At 69.4% G+C, this 23,961-nt stretch carries 28 protein-coding genes and 2 pseudogenes; 17 read left to right on the plus strand and 13 right to left on the minus strand.

From position 1 onward, the window contains the following. Positions 1 to 357 precede the first annotated feature (357 nt). From ACFPZJ_RS38655 to ACFPZJ_RS38665, 3 genes and pseudogenes are all read left to right on the plus strand, one after another. A pseudogene (locus ACFPZJ_RS38655) lies at positions 358 to 822 on the plus strand (glycine-rich domain-containing protein); the annotation flags it as partial. Between the two features lie 2 nt (positions 823 to 824). Beyond that, a pseudogene (locus ACFPZJ_RS38660) lies at positions 825 to 1,283 on the plus strand (IS5 family transposase); the annotation flags it as partial. Between the two features lie 176 nt (positions 1,284 to 1,459). Further along, entirely contained in the window at positions 1,460 to 1,621 is a 162-nt protein-coding gene (locus ACFPZJ_RS38665) for a hypothetical protein (RefSeq protein WP_381031624.1), read from the plus strand. A 51-nt stretch (positions 1,622 to 1,672) separates the two neighbouring features. On the opposite strand, the gene ACFPZJ_RS38670 is transcribed toward ACFPZJ_RS38665, so the two are convergent. Continuing rightward, positions 1,673 to 1,975 (minus strand): DUF427 domain-containing protein, encoded by a 303-nt coding sequence (locus ACFPZJ_RS38670; protein WP_381031626.1) that lies wholly within the window; start codon positions 1,973 to 1,975, stop codon positions 1,673 to 1,675. A 343-nt stretch (positions 1,976 to 2,318) separates the two neighbouring features. On the opposite strand from ACFPZJ_RS38670, the gene ACFPZJ_RS38675 reads away from it, so the two are divergent. Beyond that, the gene (locus ACFPZJ_RS38675) at positions 2,319 to 3,308 is read left to right on the plus strand and encodes an L-threonylcarbamoyladenylate synthase (protein WP_381031679.1); all 990 of its coding nucleotides are present in this window, start codon (positions 2,319 to 2,321) and stop codon (positions 3,306 to 3,308) included. Positions 3,309 to 3,391: 83 nt separating this feature from the next. On the opposite strand, the gene ACFPZJ_RS38680 is transcribed toward ACFPZJ_RS38675, so the two are convergent. Together ACFPZJ_RS38680 and ACFPZJ_RS38685 are read right to left on the minus strand one after the other, a co-directional pair. Continuing rightward, positions 3,392 to 4,033, minus strand: coding sequence for a carbonic anhydrase (locus ACFPZJ_RS38680; RefSeq protein WP_381031628.1), 642 nt, complete (start codon positions 4,031 to 4,033; stop codon positions 3,392 to 3,394). Between the two features lie 298 nt (positions 4,034 to 4,331). Next, positions 4,332 to 4,658, minus strand: coding sequence for a MarR family transcriptional regulator (locus ACFPZJ_RS38685; protein ID WP_381031630.1), 327 nt, complete (start codon positions 4,656 to 4,658; stop codon positions 4,332 to 4,334). Between the two features lie 207 nt (positions 4,659 to 4,865). Between ACFPZJ_RS38685 and ACFPZJ_RS38690 the strand changes: the two genes are divergently transcribed. Continuing rightward, a complete protein-coding gene (locus ACFPZJ_RS38690) occupies positions 4,866 to 5,216 on the plus strand; it encodes an STAS domain-containing protein (protein ID WP_381031681.1) in 351 nt (116 codons plus the stop codon). A gap of 219 nt (positions 5,217 to 5,435) precedes the next feature. Here ACFPZJ_RS38690 and ACFPZJ_RS38695 read toward each other — a convergent pair whose 3' ends face one another. After that, complete coding sequence (locus tag ACFPZJ_RS38695; protein WP_461097792.1) at positions 5,436 to 5,720, minus strand: hypothetical protein; 285 nt, start codon at positions 5,718 to 5,720, stop codon at positions 5,436 to 5,438. On the opposite strand from ACFPZJ_RS38695, the gene ACFPZJ_RS39945 reads away from it, so the two are divergent. The 3 genes from ACFPZJ_RS39945 (at position 5,616) to ACFPZJ_RS38710 (ending at position 7,432) form a co-directional block, all read left to right on the plus strand. Further along, positions 5,616 to 5,954 (plus strand): IS3 family transposase, encoded by a 339-nt coding sequence (locus tag ACFPZJ_RS39945; protein WP_461097794.1) that lies wholly within the window; start codon positions 5,616 to 5,618, stop codon positions 5,952 to 5,954. The genes ACFPZJ_RS38695 and ACFPZJ_RS39945 overlap by 105 nt on opposite strands. Before the next feature lie 100 nt (positions 5,955 to 6,054). Beyond that, the gene (locus tag ACFPZJ_RS38705) at positions 6,055 to 6,786 is read left to right on the plus strand and encodes a hypothetical protein (RefSeq protein ID WP_381031631.1); all 732 of its coding nucleotides are present in this window, start codon (positions 6,055 to 6,057) and stop codon (positions 6,784 to 6,786) included. A 97-nt stretch (positions 6,787 to 6,883) separates the two neighbouring features. Then, complete coding sequence (locus ACFPZJ_RS38710) at positions 6,884 to 7,432, plus strand: hypothetical protein (RefSeq protein ID WP_381031633.1); 549 nt, start codon at positions 6,884 to 6,886, stop codon at positions 7,430 to 7,432. A 310-nt stretch (positions 7,433 to 7,742) separates the two neighbouring features. Here the strand turns inward: ACFPZJ_RS38710 and trxB are convergent, their stop codons facing one another. The 3 genes from trxB to ACFPZJ_RS38725 are packed head-to-tail and all read right to left on the minus strand — an operon-like array spanning position 7,743 to position 9,795. Further along, entirely contained in the window at positions 7,743 to 8,717 is a 975-nt protein-coding gene (gene trxB, locus ACFPZJ_RS38715; protein ID WP_381031683.1) for a thioredoxin-disulfide reductase, read from the minus strand. 5 nt (positions 8,718 to 8,722) lie between these two features. After that, positions 8,723 to 9,142 (minus strand): arsenate reductase ArsC, encoded by a 420-nt coding sequence (locus tag ACFPZJ_RS38720; protein WP_381031635.1) that lies wholly within the window; start codon positions 9,140 to 9,142, stop codon positions 8,723 to 8,725. Between the two features lie 29 nt (positions 9,143 to 9,171). Then, positions 9,172 to 9,795, minus strand: a complete 624-nt coding sequence (locus ACFPZJ_RS38725) for an arsenate-mycothiol transferase ArsC (protein WP_381031637.1) — start codon at positions 9,793 to 9,795, stop codon at positions 9,172 to 9,174. A 74-nt stretch (positions 9,796 to 9,869) separates the two neighbouring features. Here ACFPZJ_RS38725 and ACFPZJ_RS38730 point away from each other — a divergent pair, with 74 nt between their 5' ends. Genes ACFPZJ_RS38730 through ACFPZJ_RS38745 form a run of 4 tightly spaced genes read left to right on the plus strand, consistent with a single transcriptional unit; the run spans position 9,870 to position 12,605 of the window. Further along, positions 9,870 to 10,178: an ArsR/SmtB family transcription factor gene (locus ACFPZJ_RS38730; RefSeq protein ID WP_145830475.1), complete on the plus strand. Its 309-nt coding sequence runs from the start codon at positions 9,870 to 9,872 to the stop codon at positions 10,176 to 10,178. After that, a complete protein-coding gene (gene arsB, locus ACFPZJ_RS38735; protein WP_381031639.1) occupies positions 10,175 to 11,293 on the plus strand; it encodes an ACR3 family arsenite efflux transporter in 1,119 nt (372 codons plus the stop codon). The genes ACFPZJ_RS38730 and arsB overlap by 4 nt, the downstream gene beginning before the upstream one ends. Further along, on the plus strand, positions 11,290 to 11,541 hold the full coding sequence (locus ACFPZJ_RS38740; RefSeq protein ID WP_381031641.1) for a DUF2180 family protein: 252 nt from the start codon (positions 11,290 to 11,292) through the stop codon (positions 11,539 to 11,541). Before arsB ends, ACFPZJ_RS38740 begins: the two co-directional genes overlap by 4 nt. Then, entirely contained in the window at positions 11,538 to 12,605 is a 1,068-nt protein-coding gene (locus tag ACFPZJ_RS38745; protein ID WP_381031643.1) for an ArsO family NAD(P)H-dependent flavin-containing monooxygenase, read from the plus strand. The genes ACFPZJ_RS38740 and ACFPZJ_RS38745 overlap by 4 nt, the downstream gene beginning before the upstream one ends. Before the next feature lie 15 nt (positions 12,606 to 12,620). On the opposite strand, the gene ACFPZJ_RS38750 is transcribed toward ACFPZJ_RS38745, so the two are convergent. Continuing rightward, complete coding sequence (locus ACFPZJ_RS38750; protein WP_381031685.1) at positions 12,621 to 13,667, minus strand: NAD(P)-binding domain-containing protein; 1,047 nt, start codon at positions 13,665 to 13,667, stop codon at positions 12,621 to 12,623. 61 nt (positions 13,668 to 13,728) lie between these two features. Between ACFPZJ_RS38750 and ACFPZJ_RS38755 the strand changes: the two genes are divergently transcribed. After that, a complete protein-coding gene (locus tag ACFPZJ_RS38755; RefSeq protein ID WP_381031645.1) occupies positions 13,729 to 14,055 on the plus strand; it encodes an ArsR/SmtB family transcription factor in 327 nt (108 codons plus the stop codon). Between the two features lie 29 nt (positions 14,056 to 14,084). Here the strand turns inward: ACFPZJ_RS38755 and ACFPZJ_RS38760 are convergent, their stop codons facing one another. Then, entirely contained in the window at positions 14,085 to 14,450 is a 366-nt protein-coding gene (locus ACFPZJ_RS38760) for an ArsR/SmtB family transcription factor (protein WP_381031646.1), read from the minus strand. A 73-nt stretch (positions 14,451 to 14,523) separates the two neighbouring features. Here ACFPZJ_RS38760 and ACFPZJ_RS38765 point away from each other — a divergent pair, with 73 nt between their 5' ends. Genes ACFPZJ_RS38765 through ACFPZJ_RS38775 form a run of 3 tightly spaced genes read left to right on the plus strand, consistent with a single transcriptional unit; the run spans position 14,524 to position 17,333 of the window. Then, a complete protein-coding gene (locus ACFPZJ_RS38765) occupies positions 14,524 to 14,691 on the plus strand; it encodes a hypothetical protein (RefSeq protein ID WP_381031648.1) in 168 nt (55 codons plus the stop codon). A 33-nt stretch (positions 14,692 to 14,724) separates the two neighbouring features. After that, the gene (locus ACFPZJ_RS38770; RefSeq protein ID WP_381031649.1) at positions 14,725 to 16,119 is read left to right on the plus strand and encodes an NAD(P)-binding domain-containing protein; all 1,395 of its coding nucleotides are present in this window, start codon (positions 14,725 to 14,727) and stop codon (positions 16,117 to 16,119) included. Beyond that, on the plus strand, positions 16,116 to 17,333 hold the full coding sequence (locus ACFPZJ_RS38775) for an MFS transporter (RefSeq protein ID WP_381031651.1): 1,218 nt from the start codon (positions 16,116 to 16,118) through the stop codon (positions 17,331 to 17,333). Before ACFPZJ_RS38770 ends, ACFPZJ_RS38775 begins: the two co-directional genes overlap by 4 nt. Before the next feature lie 105 nt (positions 17,334 to 17,438). On the opposite strand, the gene ACFPZJ_RS38780 is transcribed toward ACFPZJ_RS38775, so the two are convergent. From ACFPZJ_RS38780 to ACFPZJ_RS38790, 3 genes are read right to left on the minus strand one after another with little or no spacing between them, the layout of a single operon-like run. After that, complete coding sequence (locus ACFPZJ_RS38780) at positions 17,439 to 19,358, minus strand: hypothetical protein (RefSeq protein WP_381031653.1); 1,920 nt, start codon at positions 19,356 to 19,358, stop codon at positions 17,439 to 17,441. After that, positions 19,355 to 19,870: a hypothetical protein gene (locus ACFPZJ_RS38785; RefSeq protein ID WP_381031655.1), complete on the minus strand. Its 516-nt coding sequence runs from the start codon at positions 19,868 to 19,870 to the stop codon at positions 19,355 to 19,357. The genes ACFPZJ_RS38780 and ACFPZJ_RS38785 overlap by 4 nt, the downstream gene beginning before the upstream one ends. A 55-nt stretch (positions 19,871 to 19,925) precedes the next feature. Continuing rightward, positions 19,926 to 20,429, minus strand: a complete 504-nt coding sequence (locus ACFPZJ_RS38790) for a hypothetical protein (RefSeq protein ID WP_381031657.1) — start codon at positions 20,427 to 20,429, stop codon at positions 19,926 to 19,928. On the opposite strand from ACFPZJ_RS38790, the gene ACFPZJ_RS38795 reads away from it, so the two are divergent. Further along, the gene (locus ACFPZJ_RS38795; RefSeq protein ID WP_381031659.1) at positions 20,404 to 21,936 is read left to right on the plus strand and encodes an ATP-binding protein; all 1,533 of its coding nucleotides are present in this window, start codon (positions 20,404 to 20,406) and stop codon (positions 21,934 to 21,936) included. The two genes, ACFPZJ_RS38790 and ACFPZJ_RS38795, sit on opposite strands and share 26 nt — an antisense overlap. Before the next feature lie 474 nt (positions 21,937 to 22,410). Here ACFPZJ_RS38795 and ACFPZJ_RS38800 read toward each other — a convergent pair whose 3' ends face one another. Then, positions 22,411 to 23,646: a GAF domain-containing sensor histidine kinase gene (locus ACFPZJ_RS38800; RefSeq protein WP_381031661.1), complete on the minus strand. Its 1,236-nt coding sequence runs from the start codon at positions 23,644 to 23,646 to the stop codon at positions 22,411 to 22,413. Between the last annotated feature and the right edge of the window lie 315 nt (positions 23,647 to 23,961).

Below are 23,961 nucleotides of genomic sequence, written 5' to 3' on the forward strand. Positions count from 1 at the left end.
ACGGCTCGATGAGCGACCACAGTTCGTCCGAGACGATCCACGGCCGTGACTCCCTCTTCCCCACGACAAACCAACGAGCAACCAGGACGACAGTCACATGATCAACAGCTTCTGTTAGGACCTCTAACTGCAGTGCTGTCGTGCTGTTCCAGAGCGGGTCAACGGGCACGCGTCCCTCCCACACCGCACACACAGGGGCCCTCCACGCTACGGGCGCCGGCCCGGCCGCGTCGAGGCTGCTTGCACGACATGCAAACGCCTTGCACAGAACGAGAGTCGATCACCGCACAGCCGCTCGGCGCGCTGTGCTGGGGGCACCGCCCCGAGCCGCGGGGCACCGTCCATCGGAGGCACACCATGGCAACCAACACCCCTGTTGCATCCCCTCCGGCCGCCGACCCGACGACCGGCCCGGTCCGCTGCGCACGCGACGTTGTGCCGCCCGACCTGTGGGACAAGCAGGTCGGGCTCCTCATGCGGGACTACCCCTACGACTCGATCATGGCCACCCGGGTCCTCGGCCAGGGCTACGCCTACCTGCTGACCGCGATGAACCACCGGGGCGAGAGCCTGGGGCTGGCGCCCAGCAAGCTCGTCGACATCGGCGTCCACACGATCATCCTGGACACCGCCGCGTACGCCGAGCTGTGCGAGAAGTTCAACGACGGTGTGTTCCTGCACCACGTGCCCAAGGTCGACATGAAGAACGACGGCTCCGTGGTGAAGACGGCCCACATCGTCGCCGCCGACGGCTGGGAGGTCGACCTGCCGCTGTGGACGGACGCCGCCGACTGCGGCCCCTGCCACCCCGGCAACGACTCACCAAAAGCGGCCCTAGCCCGGTCGACCGAGCACGGCCGGGCAGCAAGCACCACCTCATCGTCGACGGACAGGGCATCCCGCTCGCGGTGTCGCTGACCGGCGGAAACCGCAACGACGTCACCCAGCTCCTGCCTCTGCTCGACAAGATCCCGGCCGTCGCGGGCCGGGTCGGCAGACCACACCGAAGGCCGGATGCGCTGCTGGCCGACCGCGGCTACGACCACGACAAGTACCGGCGCCTGCTCTGGCAACGCGGCATCCGCCCCGTGATCGCGAAGCGAGGCCAACCACACGGCACTGGCCTGGGCATCTTCCGCTACGTCGTCGAGCGCACGATCGCCTGGCTGCACGGATTCCGCCGCCTTCGCATCCGCTGGGAACGACGCGACGACATCCACGAAGCGTTCCTCGGGCTCGCCGTCTGCCTGATCACTCACCGCCACGTCCAACGGCTTTGTTAGGGACAGTTAGAGCGGGGCAGGCTGGCCGTTGAAGGTGCCTGGCGGCGGCAGCATCGGCCGGACACACGGCGCGGCGCCGGGAGGTCCAGCCTCTCGACGGTGCGCAGCCCGGCGGCGGCCACGGGTCCGGCGGCCGCCACCGCCCGCGACGCTACGGCCGCCCGCCCAGCCGCACGGTGCGGGCCGCGGCCCTCGCCGCGTGGGCGACGCCGGTCGTCGCGGTCACCGCCCTTGCCGTTCGCCGCGGCAGCATGCCCGAACGGCCCCGGCCCGCGCTGCTGCGCCCGGCCGCCGCCATGCAGGCCGTCGTCGCCGTACGCCACTTCCTGCGCGGCTGACCCGACGCCCACTGCCAGGATGCATGCCGCCGGGCCGATCGCCGCATGCGCCTACCGGTCGTCGTCGGACGCGGGTTCCACCGTGACCCCGCGCCAGAAGGCGACATGGTTCTTGATCTTCCTGGCGAACGGGCTGGGATGCGGGTAGTACCAGGCGGCGTTCGGGTTGGCGTCGCCGTCGACGGTGAGCGTGTAGTAGCGGGCGATCCCCTTCCACGGGCATAGCGACCGCGCCCGGCTCTCGGTGAAGTACGCGCGGTTGAGCGAGGCGGGCGGGAAGTAGTGATTGCCCTCGACCACCATGGTGCGGTCCGCCTCGGCGAGCACGGCCCCGTGCCACACAGCCCTCATCATGAGCGTCCACCTCCGGACAGAGCCAGTACCTCCATGCCGCGACGCTAGAGCGCCGGCGCGTGCCTCGACGGTGACGCCGCTTACATTCCGGCCCCGACGCGCTCGGGCGGGAATGCGCCTGCTGACGGTTGCCCTGGGGTGAGCAGCACGCACCCTGCGGGTGACGCATCCCGCTGTCCGGTGTGCGCCCCGCCCGCGGTGTGGCGGACTGCCGGGTGCTGTGGGGGGAGGACGAGCCGCATGGGCCGCGGAAATGATTCCGATCCTCAGGCGTTGCGCTCCTTGTTCGAACGATCTGGCCAACGCGATCTGCCCGGCCGGAACCCGTTCCCGCAGAATTAGGATTGCGAGGGTGTCGGCAACAACAACCAGTGACATCGAGAAGGCGGCCGGTGTGCTGCGCGCCGGGGGCCTGGTGGCCCTCCCGACCGAGACTGTCTACGGTCTGGGCGCCAACGCCGAGGACCCCGCGGCCGTCGCGCGCATCTTCCAGGTCAAGGGGCGCCCGCCCTCCCACCCGCTGATCGTCCACATCGGCGGGGCGGAGCACCTGGACGACTGGGTCGAGGCCGTGCCCGCAACCGCGCGCCTGCTGGCCGAACGCTTCTGGCCGGGGCCCCTGACGCTGGTTCTGCGCCGTGGTCGCCGGGTGCCCCTGGAGGCGACTGGTGGACTGGAGACGGTGGCCGTGCGCGTGCCCGACCACCCCGTTGCACTTGCGCTGCTGTCGGCGTTCGGTGGCGGTGTGGCGGCCCCGTCCGCCAACCGTTTCGGCTCGATCAGCCCCACCACGGCGGAGCACGTCCGTGCGGAGCTCGGTGAGGCCGTCGACTTCGTGTTGGACGGCGGCCCCTGCGGGGTCGGCGTCGAGTCGACCATCGTTGACGCCACGGGCGAGATCCCGAGCGTCCTGCGGCCCGGTGGGGTGACGCGTGAGGACCTCGAAGCGGTGCTGGGGTGCCCGATCGCGGTGCCTTCGACGAGCCGTGTGCGGGTGCCGGGCCAGCATCCGTCGCACTACGCGCCGCGGGCGCGGGTCGTCCTCGTCGAGCCGGAGAAGGTCGTCGTTGAAGCGGAGCTCGCGCAGGAGCTGGGGCAGCGGGTGGGAGTCTTTCTTCCCCCGTCCTTCGCCGGCGCTTCGGTGAAGGCGCACGCCGTGGTGGCGATCCCCGCTTCGATGCCCGCCTACGCGCGCGGGCTATACGGGTTCCTGCGCGAGCTCGACCAGCGGGGGTGTGACGTCATCGTCGCGTCCCTGCCGGTGGAGGAGGGGCTGGGGCTGGCGATCGCCAACCGGCTCCGCCGCGCTGCGGGCCCCCGGCCCTCCTCCTGACCAGCACGGACGCCGTCCGGTGGCCCTGCCAGAGCGCCGCAGGGTGCGCGTCCGACCTGGTACTGAGCAGCCACGTCCCGTGGTCAGGACGCGGTGGCAACCGCCGCATCAACGCCGTGGGCCGCGACGAGCTGTGCGCTGCCGTCGGCCAGCCGGTAGCACAGGCCGACCACGGCGGCCTGGCCGGAGGCGACCTTCTCGGCGAGTACCCGGGAGCGGTCCAGCAGCAGGTCGACGGTGTGCCTTATGTGCTCGGCGAGGATCTCCTGTGGTTCCACCCGTCCGGCGGCCCGCGCCGCCAGCACGCTGGAGGTGACCCGCTCGACGACGTCCCGGACGTACCCGGCCGGTGCCATGCCGTTCTCCAGCGCGGCGCACGCCGCACCGACCGCGCCGCACGAGTCGTGACCGAGCACCACCACCAGCGGGCAGCCCAGCACGTCCACTCCGTACTCGATGCTGCCCAGCACCTCGGCGCCGATGACATGGCCTGCGGTGCGGACCACGAACAGGTCGCCCAGGCCGCGGTCGAAGATGATCTCGGCGGCCAGCCGGGAGTCGGAACACCCGAACAGCACGGCGAAGGGCTGCTGGCCCGGTGCGATCTCGGCGCGGCGGGTGGCGTCCTGATTCGGGTGCTCGGGGGCACCCGCGACGAAGCGCTGGTTACCGGCCAGCAGCAGCTCGAAGGCTTCGCGGGGCGTCGGAGTCTGGATGTCGGTCATGGCCGCAGCCTACGAGCTGGCACCAGCCGTCGCACCGCCCGGTCCCGCCGGAACTCTCCCGCTCGGGCGATGCTGTCGGTCTAGGCATCACCCCCAGGCGCCAGGCGAGGGCGGCCTCGATGCGGAACCTCAGCGCGCGGCGCGGCTGCCCCGCCCCGAACGGCCGACCGACCGCACGTGCCGGAAGCGCCGGCTGACCACCATGCTCGTCCTCCACGCCCGCACAACGAGCGAGGCACCGCTCGCGCTGTCGGCCGAACGAGGGCCGACCAGATGAAGCCGGACGGCTCGGCCGCGGCTACGGAGCAGCGCGCTTCTGCCCGGAGGGATCCTCGCGGTCGCGGCCGGTGAACAACGCGATCAGATCCGAGACGGGCAGGTGGGCCTCCGCCGGATGACGCAGCTTTCCGTCCAGACGGAGGGCGTATTGCGTGCGTCGACCGATTCGCCCCCGGCTGACGTAGCCAGCCCGTTCGAGGTCGCAGACGATGCTCTGGGCGGTGCGTTCGGTGATGTGGCAGGACGCGGCGACATCACGGATACGCGTGGCGGGATCGCGTGCGATGGCCAGCAGAACGCGCGCGTGATTGGTGAGAAAGCCCCATCCTCCGGCCTGCCGATTCACGATCAGTCCTGCCCCCTTCGCTTCTGCCGAGCCGGCAACACCGGCTGGAAGTTTCCGGAAACCCGGTTCACCCAGTGTCTGGGGAAGTGTCTGCGGGGAGCAGAGTGCGTAGTGGAGACGTCGTGCCCCTTCTGGCGGTACTGGACGCCTTGCCAGATAGGCTCGACGGCATTCTCGGGTCCTGGACGAGGCGGTTGGGCAGGCATTGTGGATGATCTTTCTTCGGTCGAGACGACCGGGTCGAGCCCGTGCCTGGTGGCGAAGCTACGAGGTGCCATGGACTACGTCACGCAGCCAGAGCTGCGTGAGCGGCTGAAGCAGGTGATCGCTCGTGCGGAACGGGCTGTCGTGCTGGACCTGGGGGATGTGCCGTTCTGTGATTCGGCGGGGCTGAACGTGCTGTTGGGGGCCCGTCGTGAGGCGGAGAACGCAGCGGTGCTGCTGGCTCTGGCCTGCGTCCCGGGCCCGCTGCACCGGATCCTGCAGATGACCGGAGCCGATCAAGTCCTGCAGGTCTTCGACACCGTCGCCGACGCAGAGGCGGCCCTGAGCAGCTGACGGCACAGCTGCGCATCGTGGCCCCCGCTCCGGTCCGGACAGCGCAGCCACCGCCTCGAAGCCCCGCAACCGGGCCGACCGGCGGGGACATCGAGGCGCCCAGCGGGGTCGGTGCCGTCCACTTTGACCGGGACGCCGGAGCGGCGGGAGAGCTCTCCGACGGTCATCGGCCTCGTCTGCGGTCCGGTCACGGTGACGCCTCTGGTCTTTTCCAGGTGCTCAGCTCGCGCAGCAGGACAGCTTGGCCACGTCCCGGGTGTAGGTCTGGGCGGCCAGCTTCAGGCCCTCGGCCATCGTCAGATACGGGCACCACAGGTCGGCCATCTGCTGCACCGTCATGTGGTTGGCCAGGGCGTAGATGGCGGTGGCGATCACATTCCCGGCACCCTCGGCGACCACATGAGCCCCGAGCAGCCTGCCGGTGCCGGCCTCGGCGACCAGTTTGATCACGCCGCGGGCGTCCCGGTTGACCAGCGCCCGCGGCACGTACTCCAACGGCAGCACACGGCAGTCGCACGCGTAGCCTCGCGCGAATGCGTCCGCGGCAGCGTCTTCGCCACACGCGCCGAGGCGAACCTCGCGCTCTTCGAGTACATCGACGGCTTCTACAACAGTCGGCGCATCCAGAAACGGCTCGGCTACCTCAGCCCGATCGAGTTCGAGGAGAAGCACTACGCCGAGCAGGCAGCGGCCGAACGAGCGAACCTGAAACCCCGTCAACCCTCTCTGACCTGCTGATCAGCACCTCTCGCACAGCGGGGGAACCTCAGACCTGGACATATTCGAGCTGACCGACGGGACGAAGACCGTCCTGGTCGTCGATGTGCCGGCCAGCGAGATGGCACCCCACTTCGTCTACGGCGGCGCAGCACGCGACAAGGAACAGCAGGCCGCGGTCGTCCCCTACCGGGACAACGACCACACCGCCTGGATGGCGGAGCACCAGATCGAGCGGGCCTACCGCGACCGCTTCGCCCGCGTCGGCCGGGCAGAGGAAGAAATCCAACGCCACATCGACCTCACCACCCAGACGATCACCGCGCACGCCTACGCGCCCTCGGCATGGTTCCTCGCGGTCTCCCGGCCCCAGCGGCCCCTGCCTCGCGGTGCTTACACGATGAGCCGGGATGACGCACGGGAGGTCCTGGAGGCCGCCAAGACGCGGGCCCGCGTTCTGCATGCGAGAGAGCTGGTGCCAGGTCCCCTGGTCGGGATGGGGCCGGACATCCGGCTCAACCCGCGCCCCGGCCTGCGCCGCTGGGTGTGCAACAACCTCCAGTCACCCATGAACCGGGAGATCATCACCGAGCTGCACTACGACGGCACCGTGGTGATGGCAGCCAACCTGTCCTTCATCCGTGATGCGGGGGCGGAGCTCCCAGGACAAGACGACGTGCTCCGGGTATCCGAACGCTTGGTGACGGCATGCTGCTACGACTTCATCGCCACCGCGCAGGAGCACCAGCGAAAGTTGCGCCTGGACAGCACCCTGCAACTGACCGCGCTACGCCCGCAGGCCCCACCATCTCCAACCCGCACACACCGTCCTTTCCCCTGCGGCGGCGGATGACGAAGGACGCAGCAGCGCTGACGAACTGTGCACGGACCTGATGAGCCAGTTCGGGCTGTAGCCGAAGAGGACGCTCGGCATTTCATACGCTCAAGACATGACGATGACGCCGCAGGAGTTCGAGGATCAGAAGGAGACCCTGGAGCTGATCAACAGCGAACTGGCGGCGCGCCTGGCGCGGCAGTCGGAGTCGGGCGCGAAGGTGGACACGAAGGCGGTCTTCCTGGTGGGCTTCGCGGCCACAGCCGCCCAGTTCCTGGCCGCCCGGAGCTTCGAGCCGTTCACCGGCACCGCGGCCTTCGCGGCGTACGCGGTGGCCGTCGGGTTCGGCATCTCGGTCTTCAACCTTGCCGAGTACGAGGACATCAAGCCGCGGGAGGTCCTGGACACCTACGGGCGCTCGTCGAAGGGCGCGGCCCTGGGGGCTCTCGCCGGAACGCGGGTGGGCATGTTCGAAAACAATGCCCGCCTGCACCGGCGGAAGACCAAGCGATGGACGGTAGCGCTGGCTGCTGTCGCCACCGGGATCTGCCTCTCCACTGTCAGTCTCGTGCTGCACACTGGCGGCCATGACGGACACGAACCAGGGGAACCCGTCCCCGCCTCCTCAGCCCCCGCCGCCTCCCCCTCCGCCCAGCCTCACTGACTCCCTCGCCAATCCGGCCCTCGTGGGCACGGAGAAGAGGGACGAAGGCAAGCCCCCGCCTAACAAGGCGGTCACCAGGCGACAAATCATCGAACGGCGCTGACCGCGAGAAAAGGCGCCCCTCTCACTCGCACGGCGAGACAGCACGAGACCCCCGAGCACCTGCCGCTCGGGGGTCTCGTGCTCAGCCACTGACCCCAACATGCCTACGGCCGGCCTTCAGCCGGTGAAACACCGCACGAAACACAGCCGCGCCTCCCCTCTGCCCGCTGCGCCACCGCAGCGGGCAGAGGGGAGAACGTCCGAACCCTTACGCGGGGACTGAGGCGAGGGCGTGCTCGTCGTTGAGTGCCGCGAGGTGGCGTTCGGCGTCGAGGGCGGCTTGGCAGCCGCTGGCGGCGGCGGTGATGGCCTGGCGGTAGGTGTGGTCGACGACGTCACCGGCGGCGAAGACGCCGGGCAGGTTCGTACGGGTCGAGGGCGCATCGACCTTCAGGTAGCCCTGCTCGTCCAGGTCCAGCTGGCCGGTGAACAGTTCGGTGCGCGGGTCGTGGCCGATCGCGATGAACAGGCCCGTCACGTCCAGGTCGCGGGTGGTGCCGGTGAGGACATCGCGCAGCACGAGTCCGGCGAGCTTGCCGCTCTCTTCCTTGATCTCGGCGATTTCGCTGTCGAAGGTGAAGGAGATCTTGTCGTCGGCGAAGGCGCGGTTCTGCATGACCTGGGAGGCGCGCAGGGTGGAGCGGCGGTGCACGACGGTCACCGAGCGGGCGAAGCGGGTGAGGAAGGTGGCCTCCTCCATCGCGGTGTCGCCGCCGCCGACCACGACGATGTCGCGGTCACGGAAGAAGAACCCGTCGCACGTGGCGCACCAGGACACGCCCCGGCCGGAGAGTTCGTCCTCCCTGGGCAGGCCGAGTTTGCGGTACCCGGACCCGGTGGCGACGATGACGGCCTTCGCCCGGTGCACAGTGCCGGCGGTGTCGGTGACGGTCTTGATGTCCCCGCTCAGGTCCACTTCGACGATGTCGTCGTCGACCATCTCGGCGCCGAAGCGCATCGCCTGGGCGCGCATGTTCTCCATGAGGACCGGGCCGTCGATGCCCTCGGGGAAGCCGGGGAAGTTCTCGACCTCGGTCGTCGTGGTGAGCGCGCCGCCGACGAAGATCGCACCGCCGAAGACGAGCGGCTTGAGTTCGGCGCGGGCGGTGTAGAGGGCGGCGGTGTATCCGGCGGGACCGGAGCCGATGACGATGACCTCGCGCACGCCGTCGGGGTGCGTCACGGAGCTCACGCCTCCTGCTTAGCGTCGATCTCGGCGATCAGGGCCTCGATGCGGGTCTTGATCTCGTCGCGGATGGGGCGGACGGCCTCGACGCCCTTGCCGGCCGGGTCCTCAAGGGCCCAGTCGAGGTACTTCTTGCCGGGGAAGATGGGGCAGGCGTCGCCGCAGCCCATGGTGATGACGTAGTCGGACGCCTGGACGGCCTCGGTGGTGAGGATCTTCGGCTTGGCGCCGGCGATGTCGACGCCGACTTCCTGCATCGCCTCGACCGCGGCCGGGTTGACCTGGTCGCCGGGGATGGAGCCGGCGGAGCGGACCTCGATCCGGTCGCCCGCGAGGTGGGTGAGGAATCCGGCGGCCATCTGCGAGCGGCCGGCGTTGTGGACGCAGACGAACAGCACGGAGGCGAGCGGGGCGGCAGACATGGGTTCTTCCTTCACGATCAGCGGGTGGTTCAGGCGGGCAGGGAGGACAGCAGTTCGGTGATGCGGGCGTCGCGGATGTCGCGGACGGCGGCGAGCGGGGCGCCGTCGGGGTCGGCGACGGGCCAGTCCAGGTAGCGGCGGCCGGGCACGACGGGGCAGGCGTCGCCGCAGCCCATGGTGATGACGATGTCCGCGGCTTGGACAACCTCGTCGGTCAGCGGCTTGGAAAACGCCCCAGCGGCGTCGGCGCCGGCTTCGGCGAGGACCTGTTCGATGAACGACTCCACCTCGGCCGCAGGGTCCGTGCCGGCCGAGGACACGCTCACCCGGCCCGCGGCGCGGTGCGCGAGGAGGGCGGCGGCGAGCTGGGAGCGGCCCGCGTTGTGGCTGCAGACGAACAGCACGCGCGGCAGACCGCTGCCGGGGCCGCCCTGGACGTGGGCGAGAGCGTCCAGGCGCTCCGCGGTGAAGCGTTCGGCCAGCACTACCAGGTGTGTGCGCACCTGCGCTGTTGCTGCCAGGAGGGTGTAGGAGTCGGTGAGCAGCGCCTGGACAGTCTCGGCGGAGAAGCGGCCGGCGTGCCGGGCTGCGAGCCGGGCGACTCCGGCAGCCAGGCGCTGGTCGGGCAGGAGGGGTAGGGAGGAGGCGGACACGGGAACTCCTTCGACGCGCCCAATACGTCATCCCGCGCTGGTATCAGCGCGTGGTGATGTGACAGTATCAGGGCATGCTGACTTCAGTCGATCCTGATGTGATCCGGGTGTTGGGCGATCCGCTCCGCCTGAAGATCGTGACCCTGCTGGCGCGCGAGACGCTCTGCATGACGCACCTGGTTGAGGAGACCGGAGCCAAGCAGACCAACCTGTCCAACCATATGAAGGTGCTGCGCGAGGCCGGCCTGGTGGAGACCGAGCCGTGCGGCCGGTTCACCTACTTCAAGCTCAAGCCCGACGTCCTGGCCGGGCTGTCCGAGCAGTTCGCTGCTCTCGCCGCCTCCGCCCGCACCGCTGCCGAGAACAAGAGGGCCTGCCCGTGACCTCCACCGAGCCCACCACCGCGTCCACCGGCGCCGGCGGGGACGACTCGATCGTCAAGAAGCTCTCCACTCTCGACCGCTACCTCGCGGTGTGGATCCTGCTCGCCATGGCCGTCGGCCTGGGCCTGGGCCGCCTCATCCCGGGGATGAACGACGCACTGGCGAAGATCGAGATCGGCGGGATCTCCCTGCCGATCGCCCTCGGCCTGCTGATCATGATGTATCCGGTGCTGGCGAAGGTCCGCTACGACAAGCTGGATTCCGTCACCGGCGACAAGAAGCTGATGGTCTCCTCGCTGGTCATCAACTGGATCGTCGGCCCCGCGGTGATGTTCGCGCTGGCGTGGATCTTCCTGCCGGACCTGCCCGAGTACCGCACGGGTCTGATCATCGTCGGCCTCGCACGGTGCATCGCGATGGTCATCATCTGGAACGACCTCGCGTGCGGCGACCGTGAAGCGGCCGCCGTACTGGTCGCGCTGAATTCGGTGTTCCAGGTCATTGCGTTCGGCCTGCTGGGCTGGCTGTACCTGGACCTGCTGCCGGGCTGGCTGGGCCTGGGGGACGGCGAGCACCTGGACATCTCCATGTGGGAGATCGCCCTGAACGTTGTCATCTTCCTCGGCATCCCGCTCCTGGCCGGGTTCCTCACCCGCCGTATCGGTGAGCAGAAGATGGGCCGCGAGTCCTACGAGTCGAAGTTCCTGCCCAAGATCGGGCCGTGGGCTCTGTACGGGCTGCTGTTCACGATCGTCATCCTCTTCGCCCTGCAGGGGAAGACGATCACCTCGCAGCCCCTGGACGTCGTACGGATCGCACTGCCGCTGCTGGTGTACTTCGCCGTCATGTTCTTCGGCAGCTTCCTGCTCGGCAAGAGCCTCGGCCTCGCCTACGACCGCACCGCGACGCTCGCCTTCACCGCGGCGGGCAACAACTTCGAGCTGGCCATCGCGGTCGCCATCGCCACCTTCGGCGTCACCTCCGGCCAGGCCCTGTCCGGCGTGGTCGGCCCGCTCATCGAGGTGCCCGTCCTGATCGGCCTCGTCTACGTCGCGCTCGCCTGGCGCAAGAAGTTCACCACCGACGCCGGTCAGCCGGTGAAGGGAACCCGGTGAACTGCCTGGACTGCCACGGCACGGGACGCCAGACACCGGCGCACGGCGTCTGCGTCCAGTGCGGGGCGGCCGTGTGCGCGCAGCACTCACAGATCAGTGAGCAGTTCCTGACCTGCACCAAGCCCGTGTACCGCACGGTGACCATCGAGCCGCCCGTACGGCGCTTAATGTGCGGGCCCTGCGAGGCGGCCCATCAAGCGAACGCCGCGTGCTGCCCGCAGTCCGCCCAGTTCGCCCGGACGCCGTGACAGGCGGTCGGCACGCCCAGGTGGTGGTGATCGGCGGCGGCCAGGCAGGGCTCGCCGCCGGCTACCACCTGCGCCGCAACAAGCTCGACTTCGTCATCCTCGACGCCCAGGCCGCGCCGGGCGGGGCCTGGCGCCACACCTGGGACTCGCTGCACCTGTTCTCCCCGGCCGCGTTCTCCTCGCTGCCGGGACGGCTCATGCCCGCCCAGGCAGGTGAGGAGTACCCGGACGCCGCTCACGTCGTCCACTACCTGGCCGACTACGAGCAGCGCTACGACCTGCCCGTACAGCGCCCGGTCCGCGTGAGCGCGGTGCGGCCCGACGCCGGGCGGCTGCGGGTGGAAACGGACGCGGGCGCCTGGACGGCCGAAGCGGTCGTCTCGGCGACCGGCACCTGGTGGCGCCCCTTCCTGCCCGCCGCCCTCGGCCGTGAGGTGTTCGCCGGCCGCCAGCTGCACACCACCGGCTACCGGCGCCCCGCCGACTTCACCGGCCAGCGGGTCGTCGTGGTCGGCGGCGGGAACTCCGGCGCACAGATCGCCGCCGACCTCGCCGCCCACGACGGCATCGACCTCACCTGGGCAACCCAGCGCCCGCCCCGCTATCTGGCCGACGACATCGACGGCCGCGCCCTGTTCGACGCCGCGACCGCCCGCCGCCGCGCCCTGGACGCCGGCACGGCCGACACCGGCGGCGTGGCCTCGCTCGGCGACATCGTCGCCGTACCGCCGGTCCGCGCCGCACGGGACGCCGGGCTGCTGAAGGCCCAGCCGATGTTCGAACGCCTCACCCCTGACGGGGTGGTGTGGGCCGACGGGACATCAGCACGCGCCGACGCGGTGATCTGGTGCACGGGCTTTCGGCCCGCCCTGTCCCACCTGGCTCCGCTGGGCCTGCGCGGGACGCGCGGGCACATCGCCACCGAGGGCACGCGCGCGGCCGGTGAGCCGCGGCTGCACCTGCTCGGCTACGGCGACTGGACCGGACCTGCCTCGGCCACCCTGATCGGCGTCGGACGCCCGGCCCGCGAGGCCGCCGCGCAGATCGCAGCTTTCCTGTCCTGAGACGGGGACACCGGCCTATGCGGCCTGGCGGCGCAGCCGGGACAGGACGCGGCCGGCGTCGCGGCCGGCCCCGCGCAGGGTCTTGGAGGAGAAGCTGCGCTGGAACTCCATGCCGACGAAGCCGAGACCGGGCACGATGGCAATGCCGCCGCGCTGCCGGGGCCGGCCGTCGGCGTCCAGGGCGCCGCTGCCCGTCAGGTAGGGGAAGGCGGGCCGGTAGCCGGTCGCGAGAATGACCGCGTCGACCGCCTCCTTCGAGCCGTCGCCCCACACGACGCCGTCAGAGGTGAAGCGGGTGAACATCTCTCGCTGGTCGACGCCGTGTTCGTGCAGGGCGGTGCGGTAGCGGCCGTCGTCCAGTACCGAGACCGGAGCCTTCTGCAGCAGGCGCCGGATCGGGGCGATGTCCAGACCCGTGTATCTGAACCACCAGTGCAGGTCCCGGCCCAGCGGGCGCTGCGCCAGCCAGCCGATCGGGCGCCGGGTCGCCAGCGTGGTGTCCGCCACGCCACCGAGTTCGGCGGCGATCTGAATCGCGGAGTTGCCGCCGCCGACCACCACGAGGCGCTGCCCGGCGAACACGTCCGGGCTGCGGTAGGCGGCGGCGTGCAGCACCCGGCCGGCGAACTCCGCCCGCCCAGGAAGGTCAGGCAGATACGGGGTGCCGTAGTCACCGGTAGCGGCGATGACCGCCCGCGCGGTGAACTCCCGGCCGTCCTCGGCGCGCACCGACCAGGCGCCGTCCTGGCGGGTGACCGAAGAGACCGTCGTGGAGGTATGGATCTCCGCGGTGAGCCGGCGGGCGTAGTCGCGCAGGTAGTCCACCACCTCATCCCGCGTCGGATACCGGTCACCGTCGCCAGGGAAGCGCATCCCGGGCAGGGAGGAGTACCGGGCCGGAGAGAACAGAGTGAGGCTGTCGTAATAGCGCGGCCACGCCCCGCCCGGCGCCTCATCGGCCTCCAGAACCAGGGTGCGGGCGAAGCCGTGACGCGGGGCGAGAGCGGCGGTGGCCAGGCCGGACTGCCCGGCGCCGATGACGATCAGGTCGGCATGCTCCATGAGATCGTGGACCTCCATGATGAGTCGTTGTTTCGGGAAGTGACGAAATGTTGGGCGGGAAGTGGTGAACGCAGCCGACGGGGACGGGTTCGCGGTGGACACGGCGACGGCCGACTTCCTCAAGGCCCTGGCGAGCGAAACCCGGCAGAAGGTGATGCAGCAGTTCGCCGGCGGCATCGAGCTGACGGTCGGTGAGATTGCCGAGCGGTGCGCGCTGAAGCCGTCGACCGCCTCAGAACACCTCAGCCTGCTGCGCCGCGGCGGCCTGGTCCTCTCCCGCAAGGAGGGCAAGCAGGTCTTCTACCGCGCCGACGGCGCGACCATGGCCGAACGGCTCAGCGCACTCCAGGAGTACCTGGCGCGCTGCTGCCCGCCCGGCTGCGCCTGACCGGCAACGGCGGGTGACGCCGTGATCGCTTAGGTGCGCAGGTCGAGCATGGCGGACATCGCGGCGACCACGGACGGGGCGACCCGGTAGTAGACCCAGGTCCCGCGCCGCTCGGAGGTGAGCAGCCCGGCCTCGCGCAGCTTCTTCAGATGGTGGGAGACGGTCGGCTGGGACACGCCGACGTCGGAGATGTCGCACACGCACGCCTCGCCGCCCGCATACGAGGCGACCCTGGAGAACAGCCGCAGTCGCACCGGGTCGGACAGCGCCTTGAACATCGCGGCCATCTTCTCCGCGTCGGCCTGCGACAGTTCCCCGGCGGTGATCGGTGGGCAGCACGGCACCGCCGCCCCGGTGTCCAGGACGGGCAGCTCGACAACCTCTGACTTCGACATGCGTCTATGTTGACACTCGTCGATACGAGTGGCAAGCTCCAGACATAGATAAGCATCGAAACAACGAGTCGTCGTGACCGCACTCATCCGCACCGCTCTCACCGCCGCCCGGGCCCGCCACACCGCTCGCCACCTGGCCGGGGTCAGCTTCTGCGACTGCTGCGCACAGGTCTGCGACGCCTCCTGCCGGGCCACGGCTCACCAGCGGCGCACCCAGTCCGCACTCTCCACCGCCCGCTGAATACGCCCCATCTACTCAGGGAGATCGACCACCATGAGCGAGCAGCAGCTCCCCGTCATCGTCATCGGAGCCGGCCCCGCCGGTCTGGCCGCAGCCGCCCACCTTGTCGAGCGCGGCATCGAGCCCCTGGTCCTGGAAGCCGGACCGGCCGCCGCCTCCGCCGTGCGCGAGTGGAGCCACGTGCGCCTGTTCTCCACCTGGGGCGAGCTCACCGACCCGGCCGCCGAAAAACTGCTCGCCCCCACCGGCTGGACCAAGCCGGACGCCACCAGCTACCCCACCGGCGGCGACTGGACCGAGCACTACCTGCAGCCGCTGGCCGACGCCCTGGGCGACCGCATCCGCTACGGCTCCCGCGTCACCGGCGTCTCCCGCACCGGACGCGACCGCATCGTCGACGCCGACCGCGAAACCCAGCCCTTCGTCCTGCACGTCACGAGCCCCGAAGGCCGCGAGGAGCGCATCTTCGCCCGTGCCGTCATCGACGCCTCCGGCACCTGGACCACGCCCAGCCCGGCCGGGGCCAGCGGCCTGCCCGCCCTCGGAGAAAAGGCCGCCGCCGACCGCATCACCTACCGCGTGCCCGACCTCAAGGACCCGGCCGTCCGCGCCCGCTACGCCGGCAGGCGCACCGCTGTCATCGGCTCCGGCGCCTCCGCCTTCACCGCGCTCGCCACCCTCGCCGACATCGCCAAGGAAGAGCCCGGCACACACGCGGTCTGGGTGCTGCGGCGAGGCATCTCCGGCTCCACGTTCGGCGGCGGAGATGCCGACCAGCTCCCTGCCCGCGGCGCCCTGGGCCTGGCGGCGAAGGCTGCGGTCGACAACGGCTACGCCGACGCGGTCACCGGCTTCCGCACCGAAGCGATCGAGCGGACCGACGATGGACAGCTGGTCCTGGCCGGCGAGGACGGCCGACGCCTTGAGCCCGTCGACGAAGTCATCGTGCTCACCGGCCTGCGCCCGGATCTCTCATTCCTCTCAGAGATCCGCCTCGGCCTGGACGAGCGCCTCCAGGCGCCCACCGAGCTGGCACCCCTCATCGACCCCAACCAGCACTCCTGCGGCACCGTCTACCCGCACGGCCACCGCGAGCTCTCCCACCCGGAACCCGGCGTGTACCTGGTCGGCATGAAGTCCTACGGCCGCGCCCCCACCTTCCTGGCCATGACCGGCTACGAGCAGGTCCGCTCCGTCACCGCCGCCATCGCCGGGGACCGCGAGTCCGCCGACCGCGTCGAACTCACCCTCCCCGAAACCGGAGTATGCGGCGGCGCCGGCCTCTTCGACGACCCGAACGCCGGGCAGGCCGACAGCGGCGGCTGCTGCGCCCCGGCGCCCGCACTCGTCCGGCTCGGTGTCGGCGCGCCCGCCGCCGCCCCTGTCGTCGTCGAGGAGACGCCGGCGGGCGGCTGCTGCGGCTCGTGACCACCCTCAACACCCCGGAACACGGGGCTGCGACCGGAACAGGGGACCGGTCGCGGCCCCGCGCCGCGCTGGGCGCCCTCTGCCTGACGCAGGTCACCAGCTGGGGCATCGTCTACTACGCCTTCCCCGTACTGAATCCGCAGATCACCCACGCCACCGGCTGGCCGGCCGGAGCGACCACGGCCGCGTTCTCCGCCGCCCTCCTCGTCTCCGCCATCACCTGGATACGCGTCGGCCGCATCATCGACCACCGCGGGCCGCGGGCCGTGATGACCGCCGGCTCGGTACTCGGCGTGCTGAGCATTCTCACCATCGCCGCCGCCCCGAACCTGGCCGTCTTCGTCGCCGGCTGGCTGCTCGCCGGACTCTCGATGGCGGCCACCTTCTACCAGCCCGCCTTCGCCGCGCTCACCCGCTGGTGGGCCCCCGACCACGTCCGCGCCCTCACGATCGTCACCCTGGCCGGCGGCCTCGCCTCCACCGTCTTCGCACCTCTGACTGCGGCGCTTGCCGAGCACCTGTCCTGGCGTGCGACGTACGCCGTGCTCGCCCTGGTGCTCGCTGTCGTGACCGTCCCCGCCCACGCTTTCGCCCTCAACGCACCATGGCCCAAGGCGCCGCCCGTCCCTGCCCACATCACCGGCGGCGCGGACACGGTGGCACGCAGCCGCCCGTTCTGGATGCTGGCCGCAGCCTTGACCCTCTCCGCATTCGCCGTCTCCGCCGTCGTGGTCGCGCTCGTGCCCCTGCTCCTCGAACGCGGCTACTCCACCACTGAAGCCGCCTGGGCACTCGGCCTCGGCGGCGCCGGCCAGACCCTCGGCCGCACCCTGTACGCCACCCTCGCCCGGCGTACCGGAACCACAACCCGCACGACCGCATTGATCGCGCTCGGCGCGCTGACCACAGCGGCCCTCGCGCTCATATCCGGCCCGTACTCTCTGCTGGTCGCCCTGTCCGTCGCGGCCGGCATGGTCCGCGGCAACCTCACCCTCCTCCAGGCCACCGCCATCACCGACCGCTGGGGCACCACCCACTACGGACGCCTGTCTGGACTGCTTGCCGCGCCCACCACGGCAGCCTCCGCCCTCGCACCATTTGCCGGCGCCGCACTGGCCGCACCACTGGGCGGCTACCCACAGATGTTCGGACTCCTCGCACTAATCGCCGGACTCGCCGCCCTGGTCACCTTCGGCACCAAACCCCGCCGGTGACCTCTTGAGGCTCGCTGGAGGTACTCCGGGGCACCGCCCCGCGCCAGCGGTAGATGCCCCCGGCCCAACGCGGTGCAACACCGAAGCACGTTGCGTGCGTGACTGCTAGGGGGCGGCGTACACCCTCGGCATGGGGATCACCCGGATCGTCTTCGAGGCTGCGGGCAGCGTGAGTGCCTGGGTGCTGATGACCTGGGTGCCGGTTTCGCTGGCGGCCTGCGCGAGCATGTGCAGGACACGGCGTACGACGTTCTCATCGATGCCCTGCTGGTAGGGGTTGTCGAGAAGGAGCAGGCCGGGGAAGGCGCATTCGTCGTCTAGATCCTGCTGAAGGAATAGTGTCGCGTAGCTGTAGGCGAGGAAGAACAGAACTTTCGCTTCTGCGCCCAGGGCGTCGTCCCATGGACGAGTGCCGACATAAAAGGTGAGGTCCGAGTCTCTGATGGAGACGTCGCGGTCCACCCAAGGGTCTCCTCGGAATTCCTCCAGGAACAGGTTCATGCGCTCTGCGAACACTGAGCACCGGTCGGCCGGCTTCGCGCCGACGGTCAGCGGCGTCGCAGCGTCGGTGTCGAGTTCGCTGACAGCCCGCTGGGCGGAGTCCAAGGCTTCGCGTGCCTGGTCGCGGCGCTGGAAGATTGCCTCGATGGCTGGGAAGGCGGTCAGCTTGTGTTCCAGCTGCGCGGCATGTCCGGCAAGATCTTCGAGGGCGGCGACGAATGGCGCCAGCTGCGCAGCCCGCTCCGCGTTGAGCCGGGTGGCAAGAGCAACCTGTTTGGCTTGGCGATCTATCTGCAGCTCGCGGGCGGCAGAGAGGTCGGTGAGGGTGCGGGAGACCACCTCGTTGAGATCTTCGAGTTCTGACTTCAGAGACCTGATCTCAACCTGTGCCCGGCGCTGGCGCTGGTCGTCATCGACATCCTGATAGCAGACGTAGCAGGCCGTGTCAGCGTGATGTCTGGCGGGGTCGATGTTCTGCTCACAGGCGGGGCACAACCGGACCGGGAGGGCATCGAAGATCCCGACTGAGGTGATGAGCCGCTCCATCCGGCCGATCTCGCCGTTCACCGTGTTTGCTGACCGGGCGTGTTCCTCATGGAGGTGTTCCAGTGCGGTCACCTCGTCTGTGGTCTGCCTCAGCTCCCGGGTGACTTGGGAGTAGAGGGCGGTCAGGGAGGGGTCGTACCCGGCAGGGGTCTCCGATTCTGCAGTTCCACTGTTCGTGATGCTGACCTGCTCGGTCAGCTCCTGTTGGCGGCGCCGGACGGCATCGAGCGCTGCCTCTACTTCGCGGCGGGCGTCCGCTACGTGCGCAGTGGAACGGACTAGCGGCAGATTCATGCTCTCGCAGATCGCGGTGACTGCCTGCGTGGTGCTCTGCTGCACCTCGCGGTCTACCGCCTGGGCCTCGTTCAAGCGGCGCTTGGCCTGGGCCAGAAAGAACTGAGACTGGGCCTCTGTGGCACGGGGCCGGGCGAATCCGAGGAGTTGGCTGATGACGGCGCGCCGGATGAAGTCCTGCTCCTTGTGCGCGAAGCTGATCCACGATGACTCGTTCCGATGGATGTGGCGCAAGGTGCTACGGAACGACAGCGGGGTCAGCTCTGTAGCGGTCGACGGGTTCAGCCCGAGAGGGATGTGAACGTTCGGCCACTCCAGCGCGGCGAGGATCCAGTCGGAGAAGTCGGCCGCCGCTAGATCCTCACCGTTGATGCTGATCTTTCCCATCCGGCCGTAGCTCCAGGATCGGGACAGTTCGTAGGGCTGGCCGTGGATCCTGAGTTCTGTGGTGACCGCTACGTAGGCGTCAGCTACGGCAACCCCGATCGCCTTCGCCGCACTGTCGCGGTCGCCCAGGCAGTAGTCGATGACCCGCAAGGTTGTGGACTTGGAGCTGTTGCGCACGCCGTGGAGGATGTTGAGCATGCCGGAGGCGAAGTCGAACTCGTCGAATTCGCCGCTGTCGCGGATGAGGCGAACCTTGGAGATGCGCAGACCGCGCTCAGCGCTCGTGTCAAGGGTCATGGGCGGATCTCCCGGTGGAAGGACGCGTCGCCGACCTCGTCTGGGAACAGGTCGTAGATGAGGTTCTTCAAGTCGGTCCCCGACATCAATGCGAGGTTGCCCTGCATGGCCTCGCACCGCCGGACGAGGGGGCGGAACTGCTCCATCTCGGCCAGGCGAGCTGCGGCCGCCTTCCCGGCCGGCCGCAGTTTCACGCGTTCCGGCTTGTGGCTGACGGTGACAGTGATCAGGTTGCGGGCAGTGAGGAAGAAGAGGAACTGCCGGTAGCGGTGGTCCCAGGGGCCATACCGATACCGGATCATCGGCGCTTCGACCTCGCTTGCGTCCATGGCGACGAAGGCATGGCTCTGCCCTGCGGTCTGAGGGAGGAAAGCGTGGGCGCGCTCAAGAAACCCTGGATAACGGAGGAAGAAGTCCAGCTTCGCGAACTTCGTCCGTCCCTCGATGTACGGACCCGGCTCCTTGCCACATAGGTGGATGAGCAGCAGGAGGCGAGAGGCGTGAAAGTCCATGGAGTCATCCGGATCCCATGCCCTGTGCGGCGGTGGTACGACGCGGCTGCCGATCTTATGAGGCATCTTCGTACCTGTTCTGGCAGCGAGCAGTGATGTCACTCAGAACAGCGAGCGCGTGGCTGAGGGGCACCTCGTTCGCCACCACTTCGGGCAGGCGGCAGACGGCTTGCATGGTCTCTCTGTAAGCCGGTTCCCCCGCCTCGATCAGGCCGCCACGTCGCTGCATAGCCGTGACCTGGCAGATGGCGTAGATCTTGTCCGATAGATCGGCGAGGCGCTGCTTCTCAGCACCCAGACTGCTGCGCTGGTGTCGACGGAACGCGAGCATAGCCTCGTGCTGTCGATCAGCTTCCTCCGCCAGGATCCCGGCCGGCCGCAACTTTTCCTGGAGGGTTATGAGTCGCTCCATGCCGCCGTCATGACGTTGACCGGTGACTCGCTGGACTGCGTCCTCGAACACGGCACGGAAGTCTTCGACGGTGTGACGTACCGCCCGCAGTTCCGCGGCCTTCCGGCCGATGTGAACTGAGATGAGCCGCTTCAGAACCTCATCCACCTCGGCGACCAAGGGCTCTTACACCGCGCGGCGCACCACCCGCACCGTGGTCGGGCCGCTGAGATCGGCTGTTGTCACCCTGGGTCGGCTCACCGGGGGCCAGCACGCCGCGCGGGCCGCTGAGAAGGGTCCTGCGGAGATCCGGGCGGTGGCCCGCTCGGTGAACCAGCTGGCCGACGAGTCCGACCGGCTGCGCGGCATCGAGGCGGAACGCTACCGGCTGTCAGAGACCGTCCGGCAGCTCGGCGTGCGCATCCGTGAGCGTCTCGACGTCGAGGACGTCCTCGACGCCGCCTGTACCGGGATGGGCGAGGGCCTTGACGCCGACTACGTTTTCACCCTCCTCATGCAAGACGACGACCCTGACGTTGTTCCCGTCGCCCGGGCTTGGTCGGCCCGGGAGGGCCTGCTGCCCGGCGAGCGTCAGCGGGCGCTGCCCCCTATTCCTGCGGACGTGGTGCGCGAGCACTACCGTGAGGGAACCACCTGGCAGGTGCCCGACCTGCCCCGCTACCTCACCGAGACCACGCCGGTGCCGGGGGCGCCTGGCGAGTTTGCCCGGATTGGCCTGCCGGCGGCCAACCGCGCGGCCGCAGTAGACCTGGGCCTGCACTCCATCGTGGTCGTCCCGATGGGTGTGGGGCAGGAGCCCATCGGAGCGGTCTGCCTGGCCCGCACCCGCCCCGACCACCCCTGGCACCGGGTGGAGATCGAGATGGTGGAGGCCATGGCCTCGAGCGTCGGCCGCGCCCTGCACGCCTCGAAGCTGTACGAGAAGGAGACCCGTCTGGTGGAGGAACTGCGCGCTCTGGACCGGACCAAGAGCGACTTCATCTCCACCGTCTCCCACGAACTGCGCACCCCGCTGACCAGCATCACCGGCTACCTCGAACTCCTCAAAGACGAAGACACCGGCCCGCTGACAGAACCCCAGCAGCAAATGATCGAGGTCGTCAACCGCAACGCCCACCGGCTGCGCGCCCTGATCGAAGACCTGCTGACCCTCTCGAGGATCGAATCCGGCAAATACACCTCCCACAAGGCACCGGTCGACCTGCGTCACCTCATCAGCTCAGCGCTCGACGCCATGCGCCCCGCGGCGGAAGCGGCCTCCGTCCACCTGGACACCGACTGCCCCACCCAGCCCCTCATCTGCGAAGCCGACAGCGACCAGGTCGATCGGGTGCTGATGAACCTGCTGTCCAACGCCATCAAGTTCACCCCGGCCGGAGGCCAGGTCCGCGTCCAGGCCGCCGCACAGGACGGCCACGCCGCCCTCACCGTCAGCGACACCGGCATCGGCATCCCCGAAGCAGAACAGCGCCAGCTGTTCACCCGCTTCTTCCGCGCCTCCAACGCCACCACCCAGGCCATCCCCGGAACTGGCCTCGGACTGACGATCGTCCACACCATCATCAACAACCACGGCGGCACCACCCAAGTCCACTCCGTCGAAGGCAAGGGCACCACCATCACCGCCACACTGCCCCTGGCCGCGCCGCAGTAGGCGCAATCGCCTGGTGCAACTGGCCCGCCATCCGGGGATCCCTGAGGGCACGGTTCTTGGCCTGCGGAAGAAACCGGGGCCTCAGGCAGGATTCGCTATGACATTCCGGGGTCCCGGTAGCTGGCAGTGGCCTTCGTTTGGCGACCCGGCCTGCGGGGTTGTCACACAAGGTGACCCCTCACCGAGATCGGCTGGGTAGCTCGACCGCTGCCCGCCGGAATGCCGTGCCGCCGGGCGGCGGCTCAGCGCAGCCGGGTCAGGGCGTCGACTGGGGCGCGGCGACGCTGGGGACCGCCGCCGCGGGTCGTCGACGGTGGCTGTGCCGATCCACCTTCTGACGGAGCCGGCCCTCTTTCTCCGGCCTTCTTTCTTCCGCGTCTGCGGCCGAGAAGGAAGAGGAATCTGCGGCGATACCTGTGGCATCGCGTCGTCGCCTCCGTGGTCGCCCAGCAGCATTCGGGCGGGGGGCGGCTGTCAGTTCGGTGTGGTGTCGATGGGCAGGGTGAGCACGGCGGTGGTGCCGCCGCCGGGTGTCTCTTCGAGGCGGAGGGCGCCGCCGTGTGCGGTGGCGATCCGCTGGCAGGTGGCCAGTCCGATGCCGGAGCCTTCGAGGTGCGGGTGCAGACGGGTGAACAGGTCCATCACGCGCTGCCGGTCCTGCGGCGGGATGCCGCGGCCGTTGTCGATGACAGCGATGTCCCATCCGTGCCGATGTGCTGCGGCGGTGATGACGATCTGGCAAGGGCGGTCGGCTCTGCGGAATTTCAGGGCGTTGCTGACGAGGTTTTGGAGCAGCACGCGCAACTGGGTCGCATCCGCGATCACGATGGGCAGGTTCTCGACGGTGACGCGCGCGCCGTGGGTGTGGATGGGGCTGTCGAGGTCCTCGATGACGGCGTGGGCGAGGGCGTTCAGGTCGACCGGTTCGAGGTGGAGTTGTCCGCCCGCGCTGGCCAGGGAGAGCACGTCTTCGATCATGGTGCGCATGCGGTGTGCGGAGCTGATGACCCGTTGGGCGCAGAAGGAGGCGTCGAGGTCGTTGGCGATCGCCGGGATGTCGATGAGGTTCTCGGCGTGGCCGAGGATGCCGGTCAGCGGGTTCTTGAGGTCGTGGCTGACCTGTCCGGCGAAGTGCTGGAGGGCGCGGTTGGAGCGTTCGAGTTCGGAGCGTGCCTCATCGGCGGCTTGCAGTGCCTGATGAAGCAGTGCTTGGTGACGGTGCAGGTCGAGGACGTCGACGACCTTGCGGGCCAGCTTGTCCAGCGCGCCGCGTTGCGAGGTGGTCAGCTGGCGGACCTGGGTGTCGAAGACGCAGAGGGTGCCGAGGACTGGTCCTTCGGGGGTGCGGAGTTGGGAGGCGGCGTAGAAGCGGATATCGCCAAGGTCACCACTGACCCAGGGGTTGTCCGCGAAGCGGGGATCCAGCCTGGCGTCCGGGACGAACACCGGGGCCGGCTCGACGAGGGTGACCGCGCACATGGAGTCGCTGCGGGCACACACCGTCGGTTCGAAGCCGACTGCGGCGATCAGGTTGGCATCTTCGGCGGAGATGATGTTGATCACCGCATGAGAAACCTGGCAGACATAGGAGGCGAGTTCCACGATCGACGCCAAGTCCGGCGGGACCGGTGCCGTCAGGATGCCGTACCGCTGCAGGACTCGCAGACGCTCGGGCTCATCAGCCGTTACCGGGAACGATGCTTTGGCCACGATGGCCGTCCTTTCCTGCCTGGTGGGGCCGAAAGATCGTTCCCCACGCGACACCCGCGGCCACGGAGCCGACGTGCGGATCACCCGACGGGGCCCCTCTTGCGGGTGAGGCGCGGACGGTGCCGACACGGCGCCCCCGGTCTGTCTCACCGATCTGAGCGGCCGCACCAGGGTGCGGGTGGTGCGCCATGCGCCGTACGGGGAGACCCTGTCACCGAGCACGAAGGGCAGTCATGGACATATGGCGCAAACTGCGTGGGCTCTGAGTTCGTTGACCATCAGCCCAGCGAGGTGCAGCCCGATGAGAAGGCTTTT

Origin of the sequence: Streptomyces bullii, from assembly GCF_042657145.1 — a bacterium.
Classification (GTDB): Bacteria; Actinomycetota; Actinomycetes; order Streptomycetales; family Streptomycetaceae; genus Streptomyces; species Streptomyces bullii.